This window comes from Rhodopseudomonas palustris (assembly GCF_003031265.1).
Lineage (GTDB): Bacteria > Pseudomonadota > Alphaproteobacteria > Rhizobiales > Xanthobacteraceae > Rhodopseudomonas > Rhodopseudomonas palustris_H.
The window spans coordinates 1,639,699-1,665,214 of record NZ_CP019966.1 but is presented as its reverse complement, the minus strand read 5'-3'; the positions used below and the strand labels follow the sequence as shown (position 1 = coordinate 1,665,214).

The 25,516-nt window shown below is 65.0% G+C and carries 23 protein-coding genes; 3 read left to right on the top strand and 20 right to left on the bottom strand.

The window, feature by feature from the left end:
• Positions 1 to 6: 6 nt before the first annotated feature.
• Genes RPPS3_RS07740 through bchF form a run of 7 tightly spaced genes read right to left on the bottom strand, consistent with a single transcriptional unit; the run spans position 7 to position 10,190 of the window.
• The gene (locus RPPS3_RS07740) at positions 7 to 1,440 is read right to left on the bottom strand and encodes a BCD family MFS transporter (protein WP_107343557.1); all 1,434 of its coding nucleotides are present in this window, start codon (positions 1,438 to 1,440) and stop codon (positions 7 to 9) included.
• Positions 1,437 to 2,138 carry a magnesium protoporphyrin IX methyltransferase gene (gene bchM, locus RPPS3_RS07735; protein ID WP_107343556.1) on the bottom strand — a complete coding sequence of 234 codons (702 nt, stop codon included), beginning with the start codon at positions 2,136 to 2,138 and terminating at the stop codon, positions 1,437 to 1,439. Before bchM ends, RPPS3_RS07740 begins: the two co-directional genes overlap by 4 nt.
• Positions 2,138 to 3,076 (bottom strand): ferredoxin:protochlorophyllide reductase (ATP-dependent) iron-sulfur ATP-binding protein, encoded by a 939-nt coding sequence (gene bchL / locus RPPS3_RS07730; protein ID WP_107343555.1) that lies wholly within the window; start codon positions 3,074 to 3,076, stop codon positions 2,138 to 2,140. Before bchL ends, bchM begins: the two co-directional genes overlap by 1 nt.
• Positions 3,073 to 6,819, bottom strand: a complete 3,747-nt coding sequence (locus RPPS3_RS07725; protein ID WP_107343554.1) for a magnesium chelatase subunit H — start codon at positions 6,817 to 6,819, stop codon at positions 3,073 to 3,075. The genes bchL and RPPS3_RS07725 overlap by 4 nt, the downstream gene beginning before the upstream one ends.
• Positions 6,794 to 8,416, bottom strand: coding sequence for a ferredoxin:protochlorophyllide reductase (ATP-dependent) subunit B (gene bchB / locus RPPS3_RS07720; RefSeq protein WP_107343553.1), 1,623 nt, complete (start codon positions 8,414 to 8,416; stop codon positions 6,794 to 6,796). Before bchB ends, RPPS3_RS07725 begins: the two co-directional genes overlap by 26 nt.
• A gap of 2 nt (positions 8,417 to 8,418) precedes the next feature.
• Positions 8,419 to 9,708, bottom strand: a complete 1,290-nt coding sequence (locus tag RPPS3_RS07715; RefSeq protein ID WP_107343552.1) for a ferredoxin:protochlorophyllide reductase (ATP-dependent) subunit N — start codon at positions 9,706 to 9,708, stop codon at positions 8,419 to 8,421.
• Positions 9,705 to 10,190 carry a 2-vinyl bacteriochlorophyllide hydratase gene (gene bchF, locus RPPS3_RS07710; RefSeq protein WP_107343551.1) on the bottom strand — a complete coding sequence of 162 codons (486 nt, stop codon included), beginning with the start codon at positions 10,188 to 10,190 and terminating at the stop codon, positions 9,705 to 9,707. Before bchF ends, RPPS3_RS07715 begins: the two co-directional genes overlap by 4 nt.
• A 529-nt stretch (positions 10,191 to 10,719) precedes the next feature.
• Here bchF and RPPS3_RS07705 point away from each other — a divergent pair.
• Both RPPS3_RS07705 and RPPS3_RS07700 read left to right on the top strand, forming a co-directional pair.
• A complete protein-coding gene (locus tag RPPS3_RS07705) occupies positions 10,720 to 11,403 on the top strand; it encodes a cobalamin B12-binding domain-containing protein (protein ID WP_234820135.1) in 684 nt (227 codons plus the stop codon).
• Positions 11,404 to 11,463: 60 nt separating this feature from the next.
• A complete protein-coding gene (locus RPPS3_RS07700) occupies positions 11,464 to 12,126 on the top strand; it encodes a heme oxygenase (biliverdin-producing) (RefSeq protein WP_107343549.1) in 663 nt (220 codons plus the stop codon).
• Positions 12,127 to 12,383: 257 nt separating this feature from the next.
• On the opposite strand, the gene RPPS3_RS07695 is transcribed toward RPPS3_RS07700, so the two are convergent.
• On the bottom strand, positions 12,384 to 14,579 hold the full coding sequence (locus tag RPPS3_RS07695) for a GAF domain-containing protein (protein WP_107343548.1): 2,196 nt from the start codon (positions 14,577 to 14,579) through the stop codon (positions 12,384 to 12,386).
• Entirely contained in the window at positions 14,580 to 15,968 is a 1,389-nt protein-coding gene (gene ppsR, locus RPPS3_RS07690; RefSeq protein WP_107343547.1) for a transcriptional regulator PpsR, read from the bottom strand.
• A gap of 321 nt (positions 15,969 to 16,289) precedes the next feature.
• On the opposite strand from ppsR (RPPS3_RS07690), the gene RPPS3_RS07685 reads away from it, so the two are divergent.
• Complete coding sequence (locus RPPS3_RS07685) at positions 16,290 to 16,709, top strand: c-type cytochrome (RefSeq protein WP_107343546.1); 420 nt, start codon at positions 16,290 to 16,292, stop codon at positions 16,707 to 16,709.
• Positions 16,710 to 16,853: 144 nt separating this feature from the next.
• Here RPPS3_RS07685 and RPPS3_RS07680 read toward each other — a convergent pair whose 3' ends face one another.
• The 11 genes from RPPS3_RS07680 to RPPS3_RS07630 all read right to left on the bottom strand — a co-directional run bounded on the left by RPPS3_RS07680 (position 16,854) and on the right by RPPS3_RS07630 (position 25,473).
• Complete coding sequence (locus RPPS3_RS07680; RefSeq protein ID WP_107343545.1) at positions 16,854 to 17,126, bottom strand: hypothetical protein; 273 nt, start codon at positions 17,124 to 17,126, stop codon at positions 16,854 to 16,856.
• 33 nt (positions 17,127 to 17,159) lie between these two features.
• Complete coding sequence (locus tag RPPS3_RS07675; protein WP_011157094.1) at positions 17,160 to 17,624, bottom strand: TspO/MBR family protein; 465 nt, start codon at positions 17,622 to 17,624, stop codon at positions 17,160 to 17,162.
• A gap of 19 nt (positions 17,625 to 17,643) precedes the next feature.
• Positions 17,644 to 18,849 carry a geranylgeranyl diphosphate reductase gene (locus RPPS3_RS07670; RefSeq protein WP_107346497.1) on the bottom strand — a complete coding sequence of 402 codons (1,206 nt, stop codon included), beginning with the start codon at positions 18,847 to 18,849 and terminating at the stop codon, positions 17,644 to 17,646.
• A gap of 1 nt (position 18,850) precedes the next feature.
• Complete coding sequence (locus tag RPPS3_RS07665) at positions 18,851 to 20,167, bottom strand: BCD family MFS transporter (protein WP_107343544.1); 1,317 nt, start codon at positions 20,165 to 20,167, stop codon at positions 18,851 to 18,853.
• A gap of 2 nt (positions 20,168 to 20,169) precedes the next feature.
• Positions 20,170 to 21,063, bottom strand: coding sequence for a chlorophyll synthase ChlG (chlG, locus tag RPPS3_RS07660; RefSeq protein WP_234820134.1), 894 nt, complete (start codon positions 21,061 to 21,063; stop codon positions 20,170 to 20,172).
• Complete coding sequence (ppsR, locus tag RPPS3_RS07655; RefSeq protein ID WP_107343542.1) at positions 21,056 to 22,489, bottom strand: transcriptional regulator PpsR; 1,434 nt, start codon at positions 22,487 to 22,489, stop codon at positions 21,056 to 21,058. Before ppsR (RPPS3_RS07655) ends, chlG begins: the two co-directional genes overlap by 8 nt.
• Before the next feature lie 285 nt (positions 22,490 to 22,774).
• Positions 22,775 to 23,698, bottom strand: a complete 924-nt coding sequence (gene pufM / locus RPPS3_RS07650; RefSeq protein ID WP_107343541.1) for a photosynthetic reaction center subunit M — start codon at positions 23,696 to 23,698, stop codon at positions 22,775 to 22,777.
• Between the two features lie 27 nt (positions 23,699 to 23,725).
• On the bottom strand, positions 23,726 to 24,559 hold the full coding sequence (gene pufL / locus RPPS3_RS07645) for a photosynthetic reaction center subunit L (RefSeq protein ID WP_011157088.1): 834 nt from the start codon (positions 24,557 to 24,559) through the stop codon (positions 23,726 to 23,728).
• Positions 24,560 to 24,690: 131 nt separating this feature from the next.
• A complete protein-coding gene (gene pufA / locus RPPS3_RS07640; RefSeq protein ID WP_011157087.1) occupies positions 24,691 to 24,882 on the bottom strand; it encodes a light-harvesting antenna LH1, alpha subunit in 192 nt (63 codons plus the stop codon).
• 15 nt (positions 24,883 to 24,897) lie between these two features.
• The gene (gene pufB / locus RPPS3_RS07635) at positions 24,898 to 25,095 is read right to left on the bottom strand and encodes a light-harvesting antenna LH1, beta subunit (RefSeq protein ID WP_011157086.1); all 198 of its coding nucleotides are present in this window, start codon (positions 25,093 to 25,095) and stop codon (positions 24,898 to 24,900) included.
• A 153-nt stretch (positions 25,096 to 25,248) separates the two neighbouring features.
• On the bottom strand, positions 25,249 to 25,473 hold the full coding sequence (locus RPPS3_RS07630; RefSeq protein ID WP_107346496.1) for a hypothetical protein: 225 nt from the start codon (positions 25,471 to 25,473) through the stop codon (positions 25,249 to 25,251).
• Positions 25,474 to 25,516: the final 43 nt, after the last annotated feature.

Here is a 25,516-nt window from a genome sequence, read left to right as displayed (position 1 = left end):
TCTTAGTTAACCTGGAAATTCGGCAAGGCCGAATTTGGCTGACGACTGCGCGTAGTTCGTTCGTGTCGTGCGCACGAGCGGACCGACCGCAACAAGCGTTGCAAACAGCAACGCGATCTCGATGTAGTAAACGAAGCAGTAACCGATTGCCGGCCCCGACAGCACGGCACCGAGCATGCCGTCACTGGCGAGCGAAGCGACGGCGTCGCGAATGCCGCCGCCCAACAGGATGCCGCCGCCGGCAGCGGTCGCCTGCACTGCGCCCCACGTACCGAGCGCCATTCCCGAATCGCTACCGGACGCAACGGCCATCGCCGCCGTCAGCGTGCCGGCCGCAAACAATCCGCCGCCGAAACCGATCAGCGCCGTGCCGGCGCGGAACAGCAGCACCGACTGCGCCGGCGCCGACATCACCACCGCCGCGAAGGCGAACATGCCGATCATCGCGCCGAGCCCGGCGAGCCGATACGGATCGCCGCCGCGGCCGAGCATCCGCGCCGACAGCGCAAAGCCGCCCAGCGTGCCGATCGCGAAGAAAGCCGTCAGCGCGGTGGTCTGACCGACGGTGAGTTGCAGCACCTGGGCGCCGAACGGCTCCAGCAGAATGTCCTGCATCGAGAAGCCGGCGGTGCCGAGCGCCATCGCCACCAGCATCCGGGTCGAGCCGCCGGCGGCACGGAACTGCGCCCACGACTCGCCGAACTGCGGACGCAGCCGCGAGGCCGAAGTCAGCGTCGGGTTACGGGCTTCCTGCTTCCACAGCGCGACGATGTTCAGCAGCAGCTGCACCACCGCGACGCCCTGAATCACCTGAATGAGCTTGAGCTCGCTGAAGTCGCGCAGCAGCTCGCTGAAGATCACGGCGCTGCCGGTCATGCCGATCAGCAGCATCACATACAGAAACGCCACCACGCGCGGCCGCGAATCTTCCGGCGCGATGTCGGTGGCGAGGGCAAGACCGGCGGTCTGAGTGGTGTGCAGGCCGGCGCCGACCAGCAGGAACGCCAGCGCGGCGCCGAACTGACCGTATACGGCCGGATAAGCGCCCTCGCCCGACAGCACCAGCAGCGCGAACGGCATGATGGCGAAGCCGCCGAACTGCAGCAGCGTGCCCATCCAGATATACGGCACGCGGCGCCAGCCGAGCACCGAGCGGTGGTGGTCGGACTTGAAGCCGATCAGCACGCGGAACGGCGCGAACACCAGCGGCAGCGACACCATCAGCGAGACGAGCAGCGTGGTGACGCCGAGCTCGACGATCATCACCCGGTTGAGGGTGCCGTTGAGCAGAACGATCGACGCGCCGACCGAGACCTGAAACAGCGACAGACGCAGCAGACGACCGAGCGGGAGCTCCTTCGTCGCCGCGTCAGCGAACGGCAGGAAACGCGTCCCGAGACGCATCCAGCCTTTCGCCAATGTCGCCGCCAGTTGGCTCATCGTCGAACCATCTCCAGGGCTTGCGAGGTGTAGAAGCCGGACGACACCCGATGGGTGCGGCCGGGCTGCCATTGCGCCAGCAGCGGCTCTTCGGCCACCAGGCTGCGCAGTGTCTTTTCGCTGATCGGTTCGATCGCCGGCGCACGGTCGGCGCGCGGGAAGAAGCCGCCGACGAAATGCATCAGCGTCAGCAGCGGCGTCTTCGGTGCGAACGTCACCGCCATCGACTGCCGGGTGCGCGATGCCAGCGTCGCCAGCATGCGGCAGATGTCGTGCGGCAAATAGTGGATCAGCGAATCCATCGCGACCACGAAGTCGAACTCGCCGAGTTCGGGGTCGAGCATATCGCCGGAGCGGAAGTCGATCGCGGCCGGATCGATGTCGGCCGGCAAACGCTCGCGCGCCACCGCCACCAGCGTCGGCGACAGATCGATCGCAACGATCTTGGCACCGCGCCGCGCCGCCTCGATCGACAGCGCGCCGGTGCCGCAACCGGCGTCGAGCAGCCGAGTGCCGGTCATGTCGGCGGGAAGCCAAGACAGCAGCGTGTTGCGCATTTCGTCGCGGCCGGCGCGCACGGTGGCGCGAATGCCGCTGACCGGAGCATCCGACGTCAGCTTGGCCCAGGTGTCGGCCGCGGTGCGATCGAAATAGGTTTCAAGCTCGCCGCGACGCTCGATGTAGCTACCCAACGCCATCAATCAAATCCCAAGAGATCAAAGATGTCGCGATCCTTCAGCGGCTTGCCCTGGACCGGGGGTTCCTTCGCCTCCCACAAATCCGTCGCGAGCCGAAGATACTCATTTTGCACAGCTTCAATTTCTGGGGTGTGATCCATCTCAAAAAGCGTCATCTTTTTCAGACGGCTCTTTCGGATGACATCCAGATCCGGCAGATGCGCGACGCGCTTGATGCCGGTGCGCTCGCCGAACTTGTCGATCTGGTCGGTTTCGCGGCTGCGATTGGCAATCACTCCCGCCAGACGCACGGCATAGTTCTTCGACTTCGCCTGGATCGCCGCGGCGATGCGGTTGGCGGCGAAGATCGAATCGAAGTCATTGGCCGCGACGATCATCGCCCGCTCGGAATGCTGCAGCGGCGAGGCGAAGCCGCCGCACACCACGTCACCGAGCACGTCGAAGATCACCACGTCGGTATCTTCGAGCAGATGATGCTCCTTGAGCAGCTTGACGGTCTGGCCGACGACGTAGCCGCCGCAGCCGGTGCCGGCCGGCGGACCGCCCGCCTCGACGCACATCACGCCGTTGTAGCCCTCGAACACGAAGTCTTCGGGGCGCAGTTCCTCGGAGTGGAAGTTCACCGACTCCAAAACGTCGATCACCGTCGGCATCAGCTTCTTGGTGAGCGTGAACGTCGAGTCGTGCTTCGGATCGCAGCCGATCTGCAGCACGCGCTTGCCGAGCTTGGAGAACGCCACCGACAGGTTCGACGAGGTCGTGCTCTTGCCGATACCGCCCTTGCCGTAGATCGAAAACACCTTGGCGGTGCCGATGTTGAGGTTGGGGTCGAGCTGGACCTGGACACTGCCCTCGCCGTCGCCCTCGGCGCATTTCGACGCGTTGACGTCGGCGCAGCCCGAGGTCTTCAGCTTGTTGGGATCAGTCAGGATGTTCATGCGGCCACTCCCACGCCTTCCAGGCGATCCTCGAGCTCTTCGCCTGCCTTGCGCAGGGTCTCGAGCATTTCCGGGTCCGGAGACCAGTAGTTGCGTTCGTGCGCTTCGATCAGGCGGTTGGCGACTTTCGCCGAGGCTACCGGATTGAGCGCGGCGAGGCGTGCCCGCATTTCAGGATCGAGCACGAAGGTCTCGGTGAGCTGCTTGTACACCCAGGGGGCGACTTCACCCGTGGTTGCCGACCAGCCCATAGTATTTGTCACGTGCTCTTCGATCTGACGCACGCCTTCGTAGCCATGCTTGAGCATGCCCTCGTACCACTTCGGATTCAGCATCCGCGTGCGAGTTTCGAGTGCGACCTGCTCCGACAGCGTGCGCACCGTGCCGGCGCCGCGGGTCTGGTCGCCGATATACACCGGCGCGGCCTGGCCGCCCTTCGCCTTGCGCACCGCGCGGCTGATGCCGCCGAGCGTGTCGAAGTAGTGATCGACCGTGGTGACGCCGAGTTCGACCGAGTCGAGGTTCTGGTAAGCCAGATCGACGTCGGCGAGCGCGCTCTTGAGCAGCTCCGCGTGTTGCACCGGCTGGCCCTTGAGGCCGTAGGCGAAGCTCTTGCGCTTGGTGTAGGTCTCGGCGAGCTCGTCCTCGTCTTCCCAGCGGCTGTTCTCGACCAGATGGTTGACGTTGGAGCCGTAGGCGCCATCGGCGTTGCCGAACACCCGCAGCGAGGCCGTCTCCATGTCGCAGTTGTGCGCGGCCTGATAGGCCAGCGAATGCTTGCGGATGAAGTTCTGCTCGGCCGGCTCCTCGGCGCTCGCCGCCATGAAGGCGGCTTCGGCGAGCAGCTTGATCTGCAGCGGCAGCAGGTCGCGGAAGATGCCCGACATGGTGATGATCACGTCGATGCGCGGCCGCCCGAGTTCTTCCAGCGGGATCAGATCGGCGCCGGCGAGGCGGCCGTAGCCGTCGAACCGCGGCCGGGCGCCCATCAGCGCCAGGGCCTGGCCGATCGGCGCGCCTTCGTTCTTGAGGTTGTCGGTGCCCCACAGCACGATCGCGACCGTCTCGGGCAGCGGGTTGCCCTCGGCGATGTGCTTGTCGATCAGCCGCTGCGCCTGCTTGGCGCCGTCCTGCAGCGCGTAGGCCGACGGAATCCGGAACGGATCGAAGCCGTGCAGGTTGCGGCCGGTCGGCAGCACTTGAGGCGTGCGCAGCAGGTCGCCGCCCGGCGCCGGACGGATGAACTTGCCGTCGAGCGCGCGCAGGATCGCGGCGAGTTCGTGATCCTCGGCGAGCAGCTTGTCGATCCCGGCGAGCTCCTTGAGCATGTCGAGATTGGCCTGCGCTTCCGGACCGTTGCCCGACAGATGTTCGGGATGGCCGCCGCGCACCAGCGCTTCGAGCAGGGACTTGTCGGGGCGCTTGCCGTGCATCGCGTCGGCGACGGCTTCCAGCGTCTCGACCCGCTCCTCTTCGGACGGCACGTTGCCGACGACATGGAGGCCGTGCGGGATCAGCGCGTATTCCATCTCGAGCACGGCGTCGGCGAGCTTGGCGATGGTGTCGCCGGCTTCCTCGGCGGTCCAGGCCGGCTCGGCCGGGGCGAGGTCGAGACCCGCGGCCTGCGCCTGCACCAGGGTGGCGAGATTAGCGCGCTCGGTCTCTTCCTCCGGCGTCAGCCCGCGCCAGCGCTCGAGCGACGACTTCAGTTCGAGCAGCCCGCGATACAGGCCGGCGTGCGCGACCGGCGGCGTCAGGTAGCTGACCAGCGTCGCAGCCGAGCGGCGCTTGGCGATCGCGCCTTCGGACGGGTTGTTGGAGGCGTACAGATACATGTTCGGCAGATCGCCGATCATGCGGTCGGGCCAGCAGGTGCCGGACAGGCCGGTCTGCTTGCCGGGCATAAATTCCAGCGCGCCGTGGGTGCCGAAATGCAGCACCGCGTGGGCGCCGAAGTCCTGCTTGATCCAGCGATAGAACGCCGAGAAGGCGTGCGTCGGCGCAAACCCCTTCTCGAACAGCAGCCGCATCGGGTCGCCTTCGTAACCGAACGCCGGCTGCACGCCGACGAACACGTTGCCGAAGCGCTCGCCGAGAATGAAGATCGACGAACCGTCGCTCTGCTGCTTGCCGGGCGCCGGACCCCACTGCGCTTCGATCTCGCGCAGATAGCGTTCGTTCTTGACGTGATCGCCGGCCATCACGCGGGCATGGACGTTGGCATTGGCGCCGAACCGTGCCGCATTGCCGTTGATGATCGCCTCGCGCAGCGCGTCGACGCTTTCGGGGACCTCGACGGTGTAGCCTTCGGCCTGCATCGCCTTCAGCGTGTTGTAGAGCGACTCGAACACGCCGAGGAACGCCGCGGTGCCGGTGTTGCCGGCGTTCGGCGGGAAGTTGAACAGCACCGCAGCGACCTTGCGGTCCTTGCGTTCGCTCCGGCGCAGCGCCACCAGCTTGGCGGTACGCGACGCCAGCATTTCGGCGCGCTCGCTGCAGACATGCATGTCGCCGCCGCTCTCGTTGCGCTCGAACTTGCAGAACTTCTCGCAGCCCGGGCAGGCGACGTCGCCGCCGTCGGAGCGGCCGCCATACACCATCGGGTTGGAGCAGCCGTCGAGTTCGGGGATCGCCACCATGATGGTGCTTTCCACCGGCATCAGGCCGCGATCGGACGTCGCCCACTGCTCCAGAGTCTGGAACTCAACCGGATGCGCCGACAGATACGGCACGTCGAGCGCGGCGAGGATGTCTTCGGCCGCCTTGGAGTCGTTGTAGGCGGGACCGCCGACCAGCGAGAAGCCGGTGAGCGACACCACCGCATCGACCGTGGGACGGCCGTTCTTGATGAAGAACTGCTCGATCGCCGGGCGCTGATCGAGGCCCGAGGCGAACACCGGAATCACCCGCAGGCCCTTGGCCTCGAACGTCTCCAGCATGCCGTCATAATGCCCGGCATTGCCGGCGAGCAGATAGGAGCGCAGCAGCAGCACGCCGACCGTGCCCTTGGCTTCGGACGGGCCCGTCGGCAGCTTGTCGACCGACTCGGCGATCCTCCCCTTCATCTTCGGGTGGTACACGCCGATATCGGGATATTCGAGCGGCGGCTCGACCTTGGCGACGCCGCGCAGCCCCTTGCGCGGACCGTTGGCGTAGCGGTCGATCAGCAGCCGCACCATGTTGGCGATGTTCTGCTCGCAGCCCGCCAGCCAGTACTGCAGCGTCAGGAAGTAGGCGCGCATGTCCTGCGCGGTGCCGGGGACGAAGCGGAGCAGCTTCGGCAGCTGCCGCAGCATCTTCATCTCGCCCTTGCCGGCCGAGCCCTCGTGCTTCTTGCCGCGCAGCTTCTTCAGCCAGTTGATCATGCCGAGCGCTTCGGCGCTCATGTCGAACTTGCCGATGTGGGTGAGTTTCACCACCTCGGAGGCCGACATGCAGCACACCATCGCGTCGCATTCGGTGCGCCGCGCCTGCAGCGCCGGCATCACCGCACGGACGTGATCGTCCATGAACAGCATGGTGGCGATGATGATGTCGCCGGTGGCGATGTCGGCGAGGCAGCGCTGCAAAGCGTGTCCGTCGCTGCCCCACTCATCGGCGGAGTGCACCGTCAGCTCGATTCCTGGATAATCCTTCCGCAACACGTTGCGAGCACGTGCGGCGGCACCGGACAAATGGCTGTCCAGCGTGACGATGACGACCCGAACCGGGGTCTTGTCAGCGGGCGAAGTGCGCTTTGGCATCGTACAAGGTCTCGACAGTAATGGTTGCGACACCATTTTCGTTGGCGAAGCGCTCGGTATTCCGGCGAGCCTTGCCGCGGACGAAGAACGGTATCTTCAGCAGTTCCTTTTCGGCTTCCGGTGCCCACACAGCCCCGGTGGGGGCGGGTGCGGTCGGAGCCGGCTCAGATGCTGCACCGTCGAGAACCGGCGCGCTTTGCGGCAGCGCAACGGCGACCTCCGCCACAGCAGGCGCCGAAGCGGGTGCGTGGCCAGTGCCGAGATGCGACGGCAGCGCGCCGTCCTTGAATTCGAAATCGTCCTTGAACATCGCCAAAAGATGCTCTTCGAGGCCCATCATCAGCGGATGGACCCAGGTGTCGAAGATCACATTGGCGCCTTCGAATCCCATCTGCGGCGCATAGCGCGCGGGGAAATCCTGGACATGCACCGGCGCCGAGATCACCGCGCAGGGCACGCCGAGGCGCTTGGCAATGTGGCGCTCCATCTGGGTGCCGAGCACCAGCTCCGGATGCAGTTCGGCAACCTTGGCTTCGACCTCGAGATAGTCGTCGGTGATCAGCGCCTCGACGCCGTACTTCGCCGCCGCCTCGCGGACGTCGCGGCCGAATTCGCGGCTGTAGGTGCCGAGCCCGACCACCTTGAAGCCGAGCTCCTCCGACGCGATCCGCGCCGAGGCGATCGCGTGGGTGGCATCGCCGAAGATGAAGACGCGCTTGTTGGTCAGGTAGGTCGAGTCGACCGAATGCGAGTACCACGGCAGCCGGGTGGAAGCCGCCGCCAGCACCGGCTCCGGATCGACGCCGGCAAGGCCGGCGACTTCGCGCACGAATTCGCGCGTCGCCGAAACGCCGATCGGAATCGTCTTGGTGAACGGCTGATGGAAGATCCGCTGCAGCCAGGACGCCGCCTGCGACGCGACTTCCGGATACAGCACGACGTTGAAGTCGGCTTCGCCGAGGCGGGTCAGGTCCGCCGGCGTCGCGCCCATCGGCGCCACCACATTGACGTCGATCCCGAGCTGGCCGAGCAGCCTGGTGATCTCGGTGATGTCGTCGCGATGACGGAAGCCGAGCGCGGTCGGCCCGAGCAGATTGCACTTGGCACGCTGGCCCGGCGCGCGCTCGGCGCGCTTGGTGCCGGGCGGCGGCGCCTTCGGACCGGCGATCGCGCGCACCAGCTGATAGAACGTCTCGGACGCGCCCCAGTTTTCCTTGCGCTGATACGCCGGCAGATCGATCGGAATCACCGGAATCGAAAAGCCGAGCGACTTGGCGAGACCGCCCGGATCGTCCTGAATCAGCGAGCCGGTGCAGGACGCGCCGACGATCATCGCCTGCGGCTTGAAGCGTGCATAGGCGTTGCGGGCCGCGCTCATGAACAGCTCGGCGGTGTCCTTGCCGAGATCGCGCGCGGCGAACGTCGTGTAGGTCACCGGCGGCCGCTTGTTGCGGCGCTCGATCATCGTGAACAACAGATCGGCGTAGGTGTCGCCCTGTGGAGCGTGCAGCACGTAGTGCAATTGCTCCATACCCGTGGCAACGCGCATCGCGCCGACATGGGGAGGGCCTTCATAGATCCATACGGTGAGCTGCATGGTCAGGCCACCAACTTGGCGCGCCGCACCAGCGGCCGCGCGAACAATTCAGCAAGATCGGCCGCCTGCTCGTATCCCTGGATCGGGGTGAACACGAGTTCGATCGACCATTTGGTTGTGATGCCTTCCGCCTCGAGCGGATTGGCGAGACCGAGGCCGCACACCACGATATCGGGACGCGCAATGCGGCAGCGGTCGAGCTGATCGTCGACGTCCTGACCTTCGGTCAGCGCGACTTCGGCCGGCAGCAGCTTGAGCTCTTCGGCCAGCTGCTCGCGGTGCAGATACGGCGTCGCGACTTCGACGAGCTGCATGTCCAGCTCACGCGACAGGAAGCGCGCCAGCGGAATCTCGAGCTGCGAATCCGGGAAGAAGAAGATTCGCCGGCCGCCCAGCTCGCTCTTGAACGCAGCGAGCGCACGCTCGGCGCGGGCGCGGTTGGGCGCGGTGACTTGATCGAACTTCGCCGGGTCGACACCGAACGCATCGGCCGCAGCGCGCAGCCAGCCGGTGGTGCCTTCAACACCAAGCGGGAACGGCGCCGCGAGGCGCTTGGCGCCGCGCTCTTCCAGGGCCCGCACGGTGTCGGGCAGGAACGGCTGCGCCATCAGGATCTTGGTGTTCGGCCCGACACTCGGCAGCGAGGCCGAGTTGCGCGGCGGGAAGAACGCGACGTTGTCGACGCCGAGCGCATCGAACATCCGCTTGAATTGATCTTCAACGACGTCGGCCAGCGAGCCGATCACCAGCAGCGACGGCTTGGTGTCGGTCGCGGCGGGAAGCTCCGGCACCATCGACGCCAGGCAGGCGTCCTCGCCTTGGGTGAAGGTCGTTTCGATGCCGCTGCCCGAGTAGTTGAGGATGCGCACGCCCGGCGAGAACCGCTGCGACAGGCGGAGCGCGGCGCGCGACAGATCGAGCTTGATCACTTCCGACGGGCACGAGCCGACCAGGAACAAGAGCTTGATGTCGGGCCGGCGCGCCAGCAGCTGCGTCACCACACGATCGAGCTCGTCATTGGCGTCGGTGAGACCGGCCAGATCCTTCTCTTCCATGATCGCCGTGCCGAACCGCGGCTCGGCGAAGATCATCACGCCGGCGGCCGACTGAACCAGATGCGCGCAGGTGCGCGAGCCGACCACGAGGAAGAATGCGTCCTGGATCTTGCGATGCAGCCAGACGATGCCGGTCAGCCCGCAGAACACTTCGCGCTGTCCGCTCTCGGTGCGGATTTCGCGAGCGACCAGTTGATCCGCGGTCGCGGTCGAACAACCTGTGACGTGAGCGGTCATGCGCGGCTCCCGGACACCGAGGGCTCACGCAGGCCGGCCAGACGTTCGTCGCGGCGCGCGGCGCGCAGCTTGAGGACGAACTGGGTGGCGTTGACGACGTAAGTCGCATAGGCCGCGAGCGCGACGTACATCTGATCGCGCGCATCGCCGAGGCCGAGGAACAGCATCACCAGATAGACGGTGTGCAGCGCCAGCACGAGGAAGCTGAACACGTCCTCCCAGAAGAACGCGGGCGCGAACAAGTAACAGCCGAAGACTTCGCGCTCCCAAATCGCGCCGGTGATCATGATGGTGTAGAGCACCAGCGTCTTGATCACGACCGACACGGTCGCAGCGGTGTAGCCGTCGCCGGTTCCGAGATAGCGGAGCACCAGGCCGAGGCTGACGAGGAAGACGACGAACTGGACCGGCGCCAGGATACCCTGCACCAGCGTCCATTTTGTTGCGTCTCGGCGAACCCGCTCTTCGGGCGTGTAGAGCATCTTAACCGTCTGCTTTTGCTGAGAAACCGACCCAGCGGTGCCATCGTGCGGCACAGCACCCTCCGCGCTCTTCATGTAAAGAACGTTTGACACGTGCGTGTCGCGGTGGTGCGATACCGGAACGTTAGATTGGGAGGCCGGGACTGTCGCACCGAGACCCTCTTTTTCTTGATCTGATGCTGACGGACGATGCACCGCGCCACTCCCTAAAGTGCGGCTGATCAACAAAGGCTAGTCTCCACACATGCCACTGTCAATCAAACCATACGTAAATTAAACTTGACGGTCTGTCGGCCGTCAGCCTTAAGTCGAAGGTCAGGGAGTACCGCTCATGACGGACTGGGACGACCATCCGATCGCGGCCATTGCCGACGCCGAACCGGCCAACCTCCCGGTGACGCCCCTGCCCCCTCCGATCCCGGAGCCACTCTGGCGAGCACGCCCCCGGGTCCAGACCTCTGCCATTGTCCTATCGCTTCGAACGCTCACCCATTCCCGAATTAAGCTGCACACGATCCCGTTTTCGAACATGTCCGCCCCGGTCGATCCTGGTACGCCTTTCGGTGTGCAGCACTTCACCCTGCTGGTTCTCGGTCACGACGAGACTGCTGCCTTCGACTACGTGGAGAGTCTTATCGCGCAGGGGACTGCCACCGAATTGATCTTCCTCAACCTGCTCGCGCCGGCTGCGCAGCGCCTCGGCGAGATGTGGGAGCACGACAGTGCGAACTTCCTCAACGTCACGCTCGGCGTCAGTCGACTGCAACGAATTCTTCGCCATCTCGGCGAAAGCGTTGCCGATGATCACCGCGCCAGCGGTGGTGGCACGGTGCTGCTGACCACGCTGGACGGCGAACAACACAGCTTCGGGCTGACGATGGTCGCAGAGTTCTTCAGGCGCGATGGCTGGGACATCTGGACCGGCCCGTTCAACACGCGCCGCGAGATGATGTCGCTGGTGCAGGAGCGCATGTTCGACGTCGTCGGCTTTTCGGTCGGCGGCGATCGCCACCTCGATCAGCTCAAGCGCTACGTCCAGGACATCCGCCGCGACTCGCGCAATCGCGACGTCGCGATCCTGCTCGGCGGCCCGCTGCTGCTGCTCAGGCCGGAACTGATCCGCTCGATCGGAGCGGACGGCTATGCGGTCGATGGCGCGACCGCGCCGCGGCTCGCCCGCGCGCTGGTCCACGCCGCGCGGAACAAGAGCTGACGCGGGTTCGCAATCGCGAATCGATTTCTGCTATAAGGCCTCCTGCATTGGAGGCCTGGTATGGTGGTGGAAGCAGCGGAGCGCGGCGCCGAGAGCGTCGTTACCGCGTTGTATGTGCGGACCCGACAGCTGCATCTGGAAGCCGAGAAGTCGGGCATCCTCTCCGAGATTCTGCACGGCACCGCTGGCCGCAATGGCTACACGCTGTTGCTGCGCAATCTGCACCCGGCCTATCGGGCGATCGAAGCGGGCATCGAACGCCATCGCGACAATCCAATCCTGGCGCCGCTTGCCGCGCATCCGCTGGCCCGCACGCCGGCGATCGAATCCGACCTCGCCGCGCTTGCCGGGGCTGATTGGCACGAGCGGCTGCCGATGTTGCCGGCGGCGGAAGCTTATGCCGAGCGGATTGCAGAAGTGAGCGAAGGCGACGGCAGCCGCCTGATCGCACATGCCTACACCCGCTATCTCGGCGATCTCAACGGCGGACAGATCGTGCGCCGGCTGCTGGAGAAGACCATGCAGCTCAGCGCCGCTGAACTCGCCCACTACGACTTTTCGGCGATCGGCGATCCGGCCTCCTTGAAGACCGAATACCGCGAGGCACTGGAGCGCGCCGGCGCGGCGGCTCCCGATGCAGCAGCGGTGATCGAAGAAGGCGCAGTCGCGTTCACCTGCAACATCGCGCTCTCGGTCGCGGTGCAGCAGCATCTGGCTGCCTAAACTCGTTCGTCGATTGATTGCAGCCGATATGGTCCTTGTGAAGGGCACTGAATCCTCGTCCTGAGAAGCCCGGCGAAGCCGGGCGTCTCGAAGGATGAGGAGCCGCATCGCCTGCGGTGCATGGTTCGAGACGGCGCTTTGCGCCTCCTCACCATGAGGTTCTTCGTGTTGCAAAGATCGAGAGTCGCAGCCTGTCTCGATCGACCACAGAGCTGCTTAGGCGCTGGTCGCCACGCCTGCGGCTGAGAGACGCAGCGCTAAGTCTTATTCTGCGAGCCGCCATTCGAGCTGTCGCTGCCGGCGGTGCGCGCCGCGTGCTGCACCAGATGGCCGAGCACTTCGGCGGTGCGCAGCATCGACTGACGGACGCCTTCGAGCAGTTCGGCGATTCGTCCGGTCTCGACGCCGTAGGTGATCTCCAACGCGGCGAGCTGCGCGTTCTCGACCAGCGCCGACAGCAGCTTCTCGTGCAACAGGTCCGACCTGGAGTCGAGCCGCACGCCGGGACGCGCGCTGGCGAGAATGCCTTCCTGGAAACGCGTGCGTGCGGCGTCTGCCGTGCGACGATCGGTAGCGTCGCTAAAGATCAGCACGAAGCCGAGCGACTGATCCTCCGTCCGCGTCACCGGATCGGCGCGCACCGCCAGCGGCAGCGGGCTGTTGCCGGCGCCGCGCAGCAGCACTTCGCCGCGCCACCCACGGCCGTGATCGATCAGCTCGGCGACGTTGCGCAGGAAGTCGTTGGATTCGACGAACAGGCCGGCGAGATCGTCGAGATGGACGGCCGACGGCGCGCCAGCCGGCAGCATCTCGCGGAACGAGTCGTTCATCAGCAGAATGCGGCCCTCGGAGTCGGTGATCAGCACCGGCTGCATCGAGGCATGCACCTGAGACGAAAACTGTTCGTATTGTTCGCGGGCGATCAATGTCCGCACCGCGCGGAATTGCAGCACGATGTCGGCGACGGTCTGCCCAATGGTGCGGGCCGCAGCGAGATCGGCGGCCGTCCACGGATCGGACGTGCCTTCGACGACCTGATGCCATTTGGCAAAGGAGCGCCGCGGCGACAGATCCGCCGGCGTATCGCCCATCGTGAACGGCTTCTTCGGATCGCCGCCCCAGGTGACGGTGTGGACTCGCTCGGGGCGGAACCACATCAGAAACTCGCCGCGGTGATCCGAAATCGGCGCGGCGACCACGCCGCTCGCCATCCGCGTCAGATGTGCGAGCTCCGGCACGTCGAGGCCCAGCGAGGCGGTCGACGTCACCGCCGTGCGCGGCTGGCGATCGAGCCAGGCGGCAATCTCGCGGACGTCCTGCGTGGCCGGCACTTCGCCGATCGTTCGGATCTGATCTTCGTACACCAGCGCGCAGCCGGCGGCGTGCAGCGGCTGCAGAATCGACTGCGTGGTGTCGAAGATCGCCGCACGCCAATCGCCCTCACGGGTGATCGCCTCGATCATGCGCTGCTCGAGCCGCTGCACGAACAGCTCGGACTGGCTTTGCGCGAAGCTTTCGAGCGCGGTGATCCGCGTCGCCATCGCTTCGGCAAGCAGCTCACAGATCGCCCGCAATTCGAAATGGATGAAGCGCGGCAGATAGTGGTGGCAGGCGATCAGGCCCCACAGCTTGCCGCCGACCACCAACGACACCACCAGGGTGGCGCGCACGCCCATGTTCTTCAGGTACTGCAGATGGATCGGTGACATCGAGCGCAGGAAGCAGCCCGACATGTCGAGATCGCGCCCCGTGAGCGGCGACAGCCGCGGCTGCAGCGGCACCGGCTGGTAGCCGACGTCGACCAGCACGCGAACGCGCTGCCGCTCGTACAGCCGCCGCGCCATCTGCGGAATGTCCGACGACGGATAGCGGTTGCCGAAATAGGATTCGAGCCCGGGCACGTGGCGCTCGGAGAACACTTCGCCGTGGCCCTGCTCGTCGAAGCGATACACCATCACCCGGTCGTAGCCGGTGCGCTGCTGGAACAGCAGCGCGGCGTCGTCGCACAGTGCACGCAGCGATCCCGCCGTGCGGATGCGCTCCAGCGCCGGCGCCAGCGTGCCGGACAGATCGATCGGCGGGCCGGCGCGTTCGAGTTCGATGATCATCCCGCCTTCCGGCGGCCGATGGATCAAGCCATCATATTCCGCCGAGGGATTGCCGATCCGGCATCGCACCGCAACCGGCATGCCTTCGGCGGTGGGATCGAGGTGCGGCAGGATCTTGATCAAGAGATCGCCGTCGATCTCGGCAAGCGGAACGCCGAGCACGTTTCCGAGGTTCAGGAATTCTGCGGCGTTGGCGCTGGCCTGAATGACGCGATGATCCGGCTCGCTGACGACCAGAAGCGCGCCGTGCGGCTGGATCGAGGCGGCGAGGTGAATTTCTTCACGTTCGCAATTCGAAAGATCGGCAGTCCCGAATGCGGGGCTGCCAGAGGCATGACCTGCCACTCAATCCTCTGCGTCGTCTGAGGCGCTCTCTGCACCGTCGGCAGCAGCAGCGACGGCACCTTTGTCGTCGAAGCCGTAACGGTTGAGTTTTGCATAAAGACTCTGCCGGCTCAATCCGAGCAGTTCGGCAGTTGCCGTGCGGTTCCCCTTGGATCGCAGCAGCGCTTCCTTGACGTAGTGCTGCTCGACGATGCTCACGGCGTTCTTCACCAGCTTGCGCAGCGAGGATCGCCCGAGCTGCTTGCTGATCGGACCGAGCGCCTGGCGCAAGGCATCGTTGTCGTCGGCAGCGTCGAGCCGCCGCGCGACATTGCGCATCAGCACGCCGATGTACTGATCCTCTTCGCCATCGACGGCCGAGACTTCGACTTCGGTCTCAGTGCCGAGCTCGCCGCGGATCGTGGTCTGGAACAGCCGCACGGTCTTGTAGCGCCGCAGCAGCGTCAGCAAGCTCGACAGATCGGCACCCGGGCGGCCCATCCAGCTGCCCAGCGATCGTCCGACCGCCGCGGGCTTGGAGCCGATCTGCACCAGATCGAGAAACGCCTGATTGACGTGACGGACGACGCCTTCTGAATCCAGCGCGACGAAACCATCGGGAATGCGGTCGATCAGTCCGCGCAGCACGGCGTCGTCGTCGACTTCGTCGATCGCGGGCGTCGTCACCGGGGTGAAGTGCAGCAGGAAGACCTGACGGCGTTCCGACGACATCAGCGAGCCGCGCAGCATCCAGGCGCGGTCGTAGCGGCCAAGATGGACGAGGACGCTGAGCGCGGTGCCGCGCTGACGAACCTGGGCCAGCATGTCGCGCACCGCATCGCGATCGGCAGCGGCAACTTCGGCGAGGAAATCGCGACCGGCGAGGTCGTCATTGCCGCGCTCGCGGCTGATCGCATTGGCAGCCGCGCGGTTGGCTTCGACGATGCGCATGTCGCCGGCGGAGACGATCATCACCGCATCGGCAGCGGCGTCGAACACCAGCCGGTAACGGGTCTCCAGTTCACGCAACCGCCAATAGTCGCGCTCCATCGCCTGCTGCGCCGCGATCAGGCGGGAATGCAGCTCGGTGACGGCCTGCATGTTCTTGCCGACCGCGATCATGCCGGTGCGATCGCCCAGCAGCATCGTGGTGAATTCGATCGGGATTTCGACGCCGCTCGGGAAAGGCTGATTGATCTGGCGGAAAGCCGAGATGCCGCTGCGGCGGGCGTCTTCCACCATGCGGCGAACCTTGTCGCCACCGTCGGTGCCGGCGATGTCGCTCCAGCGACGCCCCAGCCAACCGTCCACGCTTTCAGCCGCCATTGTCGGAGACAGAGTGGCTTCGCGAATCACACCCTCCATATCGAGCAGAAGGGTGATGTCGGCATGAACGGATTTTGACGCCATGAGCTCCGCTCGCACACAGCGGGGCGTCAATACGACGCATTGTCCAGAACACCGCCGTGCTCACAAGCACTTATGCAGGTTACGCCCCCTTGACAAGGGCTTGTTCGGGCCTTGGAACGGAAAATTAGCCGAATTGTCTAACCGGTAATATAATTTCGACAGATCAACGTCATCTAGCACAAACGCATCGAACGAACGGTGTCCAATTGTGTTAGAACGACTTTACAGAACCGATCAGAACGGGTTTGGATGCGACTGTTTGTCGTGGCCTACGAGGCCCGGGGTCGCTTGACGCCAAGACGGGTTCTTAAGGAGAGAGACGTGGTCAAAAAACTTCTCACAATTCTCAGCATCGCCGCTACCGCCGGATCTCTGTCGATCGGCACTGCCTCGGCTCAGGACGCCAAGGCGGGTGAGGCGGTGTTCAAGCAGTGCATGACCTGCCACCGCGCCGACAAGAACATGGTCGGTCCGGCTCTCGGCGGCGTCGTCGGCCGTAAGGCGGGTACCGCGGCTGGGTTCACCTATTCGCCGCTGAACCACAACTCGGGTGAGGCCGGTCTGGTCTGGACCCAGGAAAACATCTTCGCCTACCTGAACGATCCGAACGCGTTCCTGAAGAAGTTCCTGACCGATAAGGGTAAGGCTGACCAGGCGGTTGGCGTCACCAAGATGACCTTCAAGCTCGCCAACGAGCAGCAGCGTAAGGACGTGGTCGCCTACCTGGCCACCCTCAAGTAAGTCGATCAGACCTACTGACGCTTGAGAATCACAAGGGCTTCGGTTCGCAAGAACCGAAGCCCTTCGTTTTTGGAAAGCACTTCGTGTTTGGGAAGCCCTCTGGCCGCGCGCCGGAAGCGTCCGCCGCGGCGCCCTCCCCGGCCTTCAGCGCCAGCGGCGCAGCACGTCGACCAGATGCGCGCCGCCCGCAGCCATCAGGCACAGCGTCGGCACCATCCAGCCGGCGCCAGCGAGCACGGCACGCAGCGCCAGCAGCATCAGCGCGCCGGAGATCATGCCCGGCAGGAAGTCGGCCGGCGCGATGCCGCGCTTGCGCCACAGCCAATAGCCGATCACCCCGATCGCCTCGACGAGCAGGAAGATCAGCACCGCGTCGACCACGGTGCCGCTGGCGAACAGTTCGGACATCATCTGCATGGCGGCTCTCGATGCGACCGCATCGTCAGGGGCTCAGAACGGCGTGTTGAGCGCGACCACGGTCCAGTTGAGGTAGGCGGCGAACGTCACCCAGACCAGATACGGCAGCAAATAGTAGCTCGCGGTGCGGGCGCTGCGCCAGAACACCACGACGCCGGCCAGCACCGACAGCCACAGCAGCGGCACTTCGAGCAGCGCCCAATCCGGCCGCCGCACCGTGAAGAACAGCATGCTCCACAGCACGTTGAAGAAGCCGTTGGCGGCGAACAGGCCGATCACCCAGTCGCGTTGCGCGCGGGTGCGGGCGCCGCGCCAGGCGTACACCGCCGACATCGCGGCGAGCGCGAAGATCACCGTCCAGGCCGGACCGAACGCCCAGTCCGGCGGCTGCCACCACGGTTTCACCAGGCTTTGGTACCAAGTCCCGGTGTCGGTCAGCGAGCCGCCGAGCAGACCAACGAAGATTGCGACGGCGGCCGCAACGAAAATCGGATTCACAAGCCACCGCCTGCAGGTATCAGACCGAAGCCAGCCCCGTCATGTGGGCCAGGTTCTTGAAGAAGATCCGGACGTGGGCGATCGGTTTCGCCCGCACCAGCTTTTTGTTCATGTAGGCGTCCCACGTCAACTTCTGCACGTCGCGATCGCGGCAGATGCTGACGAATTGTTCGCGGCGCTTGTCGTTGGCGTACCAATACCACTGCATCAGGCCGAGGATCCGGAACACCGAACCGTTGCCGCGCATGAAGCGCTTGCGCGCCAGCTTCAGCGCCTTGGCGTCGGCGGTCTGCAGGAATTCCTCGACCGCTTCGGCGGCGAGCCGGCCGCCGAGCAGCGCGTAGTAGATGCCCTCGCCCGAGGCCGGCGCAACCACGCCCGCGGCATCGCCGGCGAGCAGCACGCTGTGGCCGTCGTCCCAGCGCGGCAGCGGATGCAGCGGGATCGGGGCGCCTTCCTTGCGGATGGTCTCGACCTCGTCGAGCCCGGTCTGCTTGCGCAGCTCCGCGACCGAATCGCGCAGCGAGAAGCCCTTGTGCATCGAGCCGGTGCCGACGCTGACCGTATTGCCGTGCGGGAACACCCAACCGTAGAAGTCCGGCGAGACATGGCCCTGGTAGTACACGTCGCAGCGCCGGCTTTCATAAGCGGCCTTCTGCTCCGCTGTCGGCGCCTTGATGATCTCGTGATAGGCGAACACGAACGGCACGCGGTCGGCATCCTGCAAGAACTGCCGCGCCACGCCGGACACCGCGCCATCGGCGCCGATGATCGCGCGGCAGCGCACCGTCTGGTCGATCATCGCACCATCCGGCCCGCGCCCTTCGTAGTGTACGGTGTTGACGCCGGCTTCGTCGCGGCTGAACCGCTTGAACAGGCCGGTGCGCCGCTCGGCGCCGACCGTCGCGGCGCGCTGGCGCAGCCACTCGTCGAAATGCTCGCGGTCGACCATGCCGACGAAGCCGCCGTCGATCGGCATGTCGACTTCGGCATTGCTCGGCGACACCATCCGGGCGGCGTTGATCTTGGCGACCAGCATGCTGTCGGGAATCGCGAAGTCGCGGATCGCGCGCGGCGGAATTGCGCCGCCGCACGGCTTGATGCGGCCGGCGCGGTCGAGCAGCACCACCCGCTTGCCGGCGCGCGCCAGATCGCACGCCGCAGTAGCGCCGGCAGGGCCGCCGCCGACGACAACGACATCGTAAATTGCGGAGCTATCACTCATTTCAACCTCCGGCGACTGCTGCATTGGTCAAATCAACGTCACGACGATTTTGCGCGCGATGCACCCACACAGCCATCGCCGCCGACACTACAAACAAACCAGCTTCCGCGGCGAACACCGCCGCGTAGGACAAAGCGGGCGCCCCCAGGATCAGGCGCGCCAGGTCGCTCGCCAGCGTACCGATGAAGCCGCCGATGCCGAACGCGATTGCCTGCGCGGCGCCCCACAGCCCCATCCGCACGCCTTCGCGATGCTCGCCGCCGGCGCCGACCAATTCCATCATCGAGCCGATCGCCGCGACCGCATAAGCGCCGTTGGTGACGCCGAGCATGAACACGGTGCCGCGCAGCGGCCAGCTCGGACCGACGATCGCGGCCGACGACAGCCCCAGCAGCGCGATCGCCGATGCGATACAGCCGCCGATCGTCCAGATCTGCAGATTGCCGCGTGTCCTCGGAAACAGCGCGCCGATGATCGGCACCATCGCCATGCCGATCAGCGTGCCGCCGTGCTGCACGCTCGACAGCTTGGTGGTCTCACCCGGCGTGAAGCCGAACACCGCGCCGGCAAACGGCTCCAGAATCAGATCCTGCGCGCTGTAGGCCAGCATCGACACGAACACGAAGATCGCAAACCGCCGCGCCTGCGGCTCGTGCCAGACCTCGAGGAACGCCTTGCGGAACGAGCCCTTCGGCGCCGCCGCAGGCGCCGCGACCGCAGCGCGGCCCTCGACGCCCCACACGCCCGCGAAGGTCAGCACCATCGCGATCAGCGACACGCCGCCCGACACCGCGATCAGGCGCTGCGGCGAGAACGGATCAAGCAGTTGGCCGGCGATCGCAGTGGTGACGATGAAGCCTGCGATCATCATCACCCAGACGATCGTGGCCGCCGCCGCGCGGCGTTTCTCGTCGGTGCGCTTGGCCAGCAGCACCAACAGCGACGTGCCGGCCGCGCCGACGCCGCCGCCGATCAGGCAGAACGCGACGATCGCCAGCGCCGTACCGAACAGCGGCTGCACCGTCATCCAGGCCGTGGCGACCGCCGCCATGAAGCCGCCGAGCGCCAGCACCGCCATGCCGCCGATGATCCACGGCGTGCGGCGCGAGCCGCGGTCCGAGCCATGGCCCCAGGCGGGGCGGAACACCTGCAGCGCGTAGTGAATCGCGACCAGCGCGCCGGGCAGCATCGCCGGCAGCGCCAGCTCCACCACCATCACCCGGTTCAGCGTCGAGGTGGTCAGCACGACGATCGCACCAAGGCCGGTCTGCACCAGCCCCATCCGAACAATGCCGAGCCAGGACAGCGGTCGCATCATGATCAAGCTGCTCCGAACGATGAAACGGCGACGGCGCTGGCCATCATGCCGGACACATACAGCGCGACGCCGAGGCCAGAGAACCAGGTGGCGCGCTCGACCGGCGAGCGCAGAAACCGGACCATCAAGGCGAGCTGGACGACGAGCACGAAGCCGACGATGCCGGCCTGGATCGGCCGATCCCACGACAGCAGCAGCGCCACCACGATCACCTGCGGGATCGCCATCACGGCGCAGAGCACCCGCGCGGCGTTGTCGACGCCGAGCTTCACCGGCAGCGAGCCGACGCCGGTTTTGATGTCGCCTTCGATCGACTTGAAGTCGTTGAGCGTCATGATGCCGTGCGCGCCGGCGCTATACAGCAGTGCCAGCGTCACGATCCACCACGGCGGCAGGCCGCCAAGCATCACCGCGGCGCCGGTGAACCACGCAAAGCCCTCATAGGTGATCGCGCAGGCGCCGTTGCCGAGCCAGCCGTTCTGCTTCAGGCGGAACGGAGGCATCGAATACATCCAGGCCAGCACCAGGCCGAGCGCAGCGGCGCCGAACACCCAGGCGCCGAGCTGGCTGGCGACCAGCAGCGAGGCCGCGGTCCACAGGAACGACAGATACAGGCCCCAGCGGCCCGGAATGCGACCCGACGGAATCGGACGGTTCGGTTCGTTGATGGCGTCGACGTCGCGGTCGAACCAGTCGTTGACGACCTGACTGGTGGCGACCAGCAGCGGGCCGCACAGCACGATACCGGCGATGACTTCGACCCAGCGCGTGGAGATCGGCACGCCGGACGAGACGACGCCGCAGCCGAACGCCCACATCGGCGGAAACCAGGTGATCGGGTGCAGCACCTCAAGCACCGCCGAGGGCGCTGGACGCACGGCCACACTGTTACTCATCGGCTCCGTCTCCTTCCGGCGCATGTTCAGCTAAGCCGTACCGGCGCAATTTCACGTAGAGGCTCTGGCGGCTCAGTCCGAGCATATCTGCGGCCGAAGCGCGATTGTCGCCGGTCAATTCCAGTGCCGCCTCGATCGACAATTTTTCGATCACGTCGGTGGTCTCGCGCACCAGGTCGCGTAGCGGCACCCGGCCGATCAGTTCGGTGAGCTGCGCCACCGAGCGCGGCAGTTCGCGCTTCGATGTCGCCGCCGTGGTCAGCCGCTTCTCGACATTGCGGATCGCAAACCCGAAGCACGGCTTGTCATCATTATCCTTCAGGGCGACCGCCGAGACTTCAACCTCGGCGACCGCGCCGTATTCGCCACGCAGTACGGTAGCGAACAGTTTGATCGCCCCGCTCTGGCGCAGATTGGCGAGCGCCACCGACAGATCGACGCCGGTGCGGCCGAGCCAGCGATCGAGCAGCTCGCCGCGCGCCTGCTCGGCGCTGCCGAGCTGCGCCATCTCCAGGAACGCCAGATTGGCGCGGGCAACCCGGCCGTCATATTGCGTAATCACCAGCGCATCGGCGGCGGATTCGAAATAGTTGAGCAGCAGCGACGCAGTCTTGGCGCTGCCGGCTTCGGGCGGCGCGCCGTGCGACGCGAGCCGCACCAGATACAGCGACGCGTTCTCCTGGCGGAACAGCGACGCCGACAGCTCACATTCGCGGCGGCCATCGGCCAGCTTGACTCGGGCGCGACCGTCGCGGCCGGTCGAGCGCACATCGGCGAACAGGTTCAACACCGTCTGCTGATCGGCACCGTCGACGAATCCAATCACCGGCGCATTCAGCGCCTCGGGCGCGCTGGTATCGAACAACGCCAGCGTCGCCGGATTGGCATCCACGATGAGTTCACTCGCCGCATCCACGATCATCACCGCTTCCGACGACACCTGGAACAGCAGCCGGTACCTCGTCTCAGCGTGCCGCAGCCGGATGTAGTCGCGCTCCATCGATTGCTGCGCGTTGATTAACCGCTGCTGCATCATGGCGAGTTGACGCAGATCACGACCCACCACCAGCAGGCGGTCGTCTCTCCCGAAATTGATCGCGGAATAAAGCACCGGAATGTCTTCGCCATTGGGCGAAGGATGGTTGACCTGCCGCCAGGTCGGGGCGTCGCGCACGGTGGCGTCGAGCAGTAATTCGCGGATCTTCGGCTGGGTATCGGAGGTGACGATGTCAACGAGCCGCGAGCCGAGCCAACGGCTCTGGCCGTCCAGCTCGTGGGCCAGTTCGTCCCTAGTAAACGCTACGTCCCGGATCACACCCTGCGGATCGACCACCAGCGCGACATCGGTCGCAGCGGCGATCAGCTTCGCAGCAGACTGTGCACCGAGATCCCCCAGCGACTCCTTCGGAGATTTGAACACTTGCACCAGGGCAAATATCCTCCAGCAAGAACTCGTCCCTCCACTCCGGCGTCTGCGTCCTAAAAGCCCAGCCCTGTTCTTAAAGTCTTCTCAGGCTTTGTTTTGTTGGCCTCTCAGGCGGAGTTGGAGGCGCTTCGTTTACAGCAGGCCGCTTCCCTCGTCACCAGTCAGCGGTACAAAAGAACCGCCTGCTGTCATCTTTCTCGGGAGCCGAAAGCAGAAGCGCGCGCCTGATTGGGTCTATAACCATCAGGCGCGCGCATCATTCGTTCAGATAGACGTGCGGTTGTATTACCGCGGCGGCGCCAGGCCGTGCTTCACGCCCCAATCGAACCAGTTGTCGACAACCGGACCGGTCAGGATGATGCCGATGGCACCGGTCAGCGGGCAGAGCACCGCGAACCACCAGGCCCAACGATGGATCGATTCGGCCGTCGCGTTGAAGCCCATCGTCCAGCGCCAGAACAGAGCAGCGCGTTCAAGTGCAGTACCACGGTCCAGCATCTGCTCGATTTCGCGCTCGCCACCGTAGCGGCTCACAGCGAGGATGGTCGCACCGTGCATGGCGAACAGCAGGGCCGAGCCATACAGGAAGGCGATCGAGAGACAGTGGAAGGGGTTGTAGTACAGGTTACCGTACTTGATCGAGAAGTTGTTGGTCCAATCCAGGTGCGGGAAGATGCCGAACGGCGGTGCTTCACTCCAGGAGCCCATCAACACCGGCTGAATGAAGCCGAGCGCCAGGTACAGCAGGATCGCGGAAGCGAACGCCCACGACACGTGAGTGCCCATACCGAGCGCCCGCGAGCGCCGATAGGTGCGAACCCACCACAGGGCGATCGAGACGGTCAGGAAGAACCCGGCCATCAGCCACCAGCCACCTTCCTTCAGCGGCGGAATGGTCAGGCCGTATTCCGGCTTCGGCGGCTCGAGAGCCAGCCAGCAGAACTGACGCAGGAATTCGATCGGGCTCCAGTTCACCGACGCCAGCATATTGAGGCCGATGATCTCGAACGCGACCAACCCGCACAGCACGGAAGCCACACCGGTGAACCCGAGGTAGACAGGACCAACCTGCGCGTCACCGATTTTGCCGAGCCAGTAGTTGAACGTCGTCTGGGTCTCGCGAGGAGAGCTGCCGGGACGTAGCGGCACCCCCGCATAGGCAGGTCCTTCAACCTGGACCTGCGTAAAGATGTTCTGGTATTGGGCCATGACAAGACTCTCTTGTGACCGGTTGAATTACGGATTCCAGATCGGCAGGTTGCGCCACCAATTCCACCAATCGGGCCACGAACCACCTTCCGCCAGCACCGGACCGCTGATGATCATGCAGACCGCGCTGAAGAACACAGCCGACAACGCCAGGAACAGACCGAGGCGGTGAATGCCGATGGTACCAATCGAGTAGCCGACGAGATCACGGAACACGGTGTTTTCATGTTCCGGAGACTTCACAGGTTCGCCACGGTCGGGATTGAGCGCCGACAGCACCAGGCCGCCATGCAGCGCGAGCGCCAGACAGGTGGTGAAGAAGAACGTGATCGCGATCATGTGCGCGGGATTGTAGTGGAACTGGCCGTAGGAGTAGCCGGTGTTCGACACCCAATCGAGATGCGTGAAGATGCCGTAGGGGAAGCCGTAGCTCCAGGAGCCCATCAGGACCGGACGGATCACCACCAGCGTAACGTAAGCGAAGATCGCGAAGCTGAAGGCGAACGGAACGTGGAAGCCAATGCCGAGCTTGCGGCAGATTTCGACTTCACGCAGCGCCCAGGTGACGAACGCGCCAGTCGCGCAGATGCTCACCCACTGCCAAATGCCGCCCTCGGCGAGCGGCGCAAATCCCAGACCGTATTTCGCGTCCGGCGGGTTGACGCTGATCTGCCAGAGATTCCAGGTGGGGCCGAGCGCGGTATTCCACGCGATCAGCGCGATGCCGATCAGCGCGAAGAACACGGTCATCACCCCGAAGATCCCAACGTAGAACGGGCCAACCCAAAAATCGAACAGGTCGCCCCCGATTAGCGTTCCGCCACGAACGCGGTATTTTTTCTCAAAGCTGAGCATTGCCATCGATCGTTCCTCCGCGTGCGAGCCAGGGAAAATCCATCGTCGTCGTCCAGTCCATGTCGCTTCCCGGAAGGGTGTGGGCCCGGCAGATCGGTCCGTTTCCCAGCCCTTCCGGCAAGCAGTGAGTCACGCCATTAGACCGGCATGCTCGGCGGAGTGAACGGCAGCGAGATCGACGCCGCCTTCGCCGCACGCGGACCATCGAGCCAGTTGAACCGGCTGGTGCTCAGCAGGATGAAGTGGATGATGATGGCCAGGCCGAACAGGAACACGAACAGCAGGACCAGCGCGCGACGCGGATCAAACAGAAGCCAAATTCGCCACATAGTAGTCGTCTCCCCTTAGCACAGGAACGAGGTCAGTTGATGAACGCTGTCCATCGCGTAGCCGGTCGCTTTGGGCAGCCACGGACGCCACATCCAGGCGAGGATGTGAGCGACAACCGCAACGACGATGAAGAGGAAGAAGCTGGTCACGAAGATCGAGTGGAATTCCTTGGCTTCCGCTTCGGAAAGTCCCGAGATGGAACCGTCACTCATTTGGTCACCTCCTAGTGATGGCCTTTCGGCCGACACGCCGCCCGAGCGAGGGCGGCAACGATTGCCGTATCGTTTCCGAAACGACAGCGATTTACCGTTTCGTCTCCAAAACGGCAGCCTTCCGTCCGGCGGAGGCCGGACGAAATCCCCGAATTACATTCCCATGAACGAGGAGGTCACCAGCACGCTTGCGGCGTTGTGAGCCTCGCTAAATACCGATTCCTGGGAGCCGGATTTCTTGCGCCACGGCATGGCACGCACCACGATGGCGCGAGTCAGAAACAGCGCGTAGCACGCACCGAACATCACCCGACATTCGAACGCGGCACTATCCGGTAGAACCCTCGAGCGACGGCCGGTGTGGACATAGTCGGACATCGTCATCTCCTCACTCTTGGATTGCTCATATTTGGTCGCGACA